The organism is Stenotrophomonas sp. 278 (assembly GCF_003935715.1).
Classification (GTDB): Bacteria; Pseudomonadota; Gammaproteobacteria; order Xanthomonadales; family Xanthomonadaceae; genus Stenotrophomonas; species Stenotrophomonas maltophilia_AH.
In genome coordinates this window covers 1-1,836 of record NZ_RHPP01000277.1, presented here as the reverse complement: position 1 = coordinate 1,836, position 1,836 = coordinate 1, and the positions used below count along the sequence as shown (strand labels likewise).

Sequence of the window (1,836 nt, the reverse complement as noted above, 5' to 3'; positions counted from 1 at the left end):
CCGGACAGCACCGCCTCCAGGCGGGCTTTCACCGCGGCCACCGCCTGCGGGTCGGCCGGTTGGCCGTGTTCGGCTTCGCGCAGCAGGGCGCGCAGCACGTCCACCGAGGACAGCATGGCGTCAACGGCGACCGGTTCCAGCGCGCGCTTGCCGGCGCGCAGTTCATCCAGCAGCGTTTCCAGCACGTGGGTGAGTGCTGCGATGGCGTCGAAGCCGAAGGTGCCGGCACCGCCCTTGATGGAGTGCGCGGCGCGGAACACCGAGTTGATGATTTCCGCGTCCTGCTGGCCCGATTCCAGTGCCAGCAGGCCGGCTTCCATCGCGTCCAGGCCTTCGCGGCTTTCCTCGAAGAAGGTGGCGTGGAAGCGTTGCAGGTCCATGCTCATGACAGTTCGGGTCCGGTTGCGGGGTAGAGGGAAGGCGGGTAGGGATCAGCCCAGGACTTTCTGGACGGTGGCGACCAGCTGTTCCGGGTTGAACGGCTTGACCAGCCAGCCGGTCGCGCCCGCGGCCTTGCCTTCGGACTTCTTGTCGGCGGCCGACTCGGTGGTCAGCATCAGCATCGGGGTGAACTTGTAGTCCGGCAGCTGGCGCAGCTCGCGGATCAGCGAGATGCCGTCCATGTTCGGCATGTTCACGTCGGTCACCACCGCGTTGAAGCGCTGGCCCTTGGCGCGGCCGAGGGCGATGGCGCCGTCTTCGGCCTCTTCAACAGAAAAGCCGGCCGAGGTGAGGGCGAAAGAGACCATCTGGCGCATCGACGCCGAATCGTCCACCACCAAGATACGTGCGCTCATGCCGCGTTCTCCACAGATTTCAGGTTGTCATGGGTTGCGTCCAGGCCCAGGGCCTGGGTGAGGCCGAGCAGGCGCGCGGCATCACGGAAGGTTGAGGTGCAACCGTCGAATCCGGTCGCGTGGCCGGCCTGTCGGCGGGCGTCTACGAAGGCGCACAGCACCTGCATGGCGGCGGTATGGATACGGCCGACCTGGCTGGCGTCCAGCGTCAGGTCACCTTCCTGGTCCACCAGGGGGGCGAGGCGGGTTTTGAGCTCGGTGCTGTTCTCGATGCCGAGATCATCACCCAGGGCCACAGTGCTCATCGTTGCTCCGGACAAACGGTTCCTAGGTGAATAACGGCGGGGTTGGTGGAACCTTTAGGGGATTGTTGTTGCCTGGTTCATGGGCGCAGGATCATGGCGTTGACACGCATGGCGTGTCACTACGACCCATGGTCGCGCGGCCCTGTAGGGACACGCCATGCGTGTCCATTCAATTCAACAACTGGGTGGCGTCGAGCAGGATCATCGGCTGCGCCGAGATTCGGGCGACGCCGCGGAACAGGTCGTTGGAGATCTGGCAGATGCGTGCCGTATCCGGCGGCTCGATCTGGGAATCGGTCAGGTTGGCCACGTCTTCCACGGCCGAGACGCGCAGGCCCATGGTCTCGCCGTTCTCCTCCAACACCACGATCCGGGTATTGGCGTCGTCGACGGCCGGGCCGGCTCCCAGGTGGGTACCCAGATCCATCACCGGCACCACCTGGCCGCGAAGGTTCATGATGCCGAGCATGGCCGCCGGGGTGCCGCGCAGCGGCAGCAGCGGGACCGGCAGCACGACTTCCTGCACCTTGAGCAGCTCCAGCGCATAGGCCTGGCTGCCACAGCGCATGCGCAGCCAGCGCGAGGTGCGCTCGTTGGCACGCCGGTGTTCGCGCGGGCTGGAGGCCGGGTTCAGGGCCTGCGCCTGCAGTTCCTGCCAGCTGCCAGGACGCACGGGGTTGGCAGCGTTGGCCGGCAGGATCGGTGCGGCGCGGGCGATCGGGGCCGGTGCGGCG

Annotated in this window: 4 protein-coding genes; all 4 read right to left on the bottom strand. The window is 66.8% G+C overall.

Translation table 11 applies throughout. The features are described from left to right. On the bottom strand, window positions 1–386 hold a 386-nt coding region (locus EGJ34_RS21615; protein ID WP_185750291.1), incomplete at its 3' end, for an Hpt domain-containing protein. A gap of 45 nt (window positions 387–431) precedes the next feature. After that, window positions 432–797, bottom strand: coding sequence for a response regulator (locus EGJ34_RS21610; RefSeq protein ID WP_125362438.1), 366 nt, complete (start codon window positions 795–797; stop codon window positions 432–434). Beyond that, entirely contained in the window at window positions 794–1,102 is a 309-nt protein-coding gene (locus tag EGJ34_RS21605) for an STAS domain-containing protein (protein WP_125362437.1), read from the bottom strand. The genes EGJ34_RS21610 and EGJ34_RS21605 overlap by 4 nt, the downstream gene beginning before the upstream one ends. A gap of 169 nt (window positions 1,103–1,271) precedes the next feature. Continuing rightward, window positions 1,272–1,836 (bottom strand): chemotaxis protein CheW (locus EGJ34_RS21600; protein ID WP_185750290.1); only part of this gene is annotated, 565 nt, incomplete at its 5' end.

What these genes read in the sequence shown, in the direction of transcription:
- EGJ34_RS21610 (WP_125362438.1), bottom strand. Translation starts at nt 797, where the DNA reads ATGAGCGCACGTATCTTGGTGGTGGACGATTCGGCGTCGATGCGCCAG.
- EGJ34_RS21605 (WP_125362437.1), bottom strand. Translation starts at nt 1,102, where the DNA reads ATGAGCACTGTGGCCCTGGGTGATGATCTCGGCATCGAGAACAGCACC.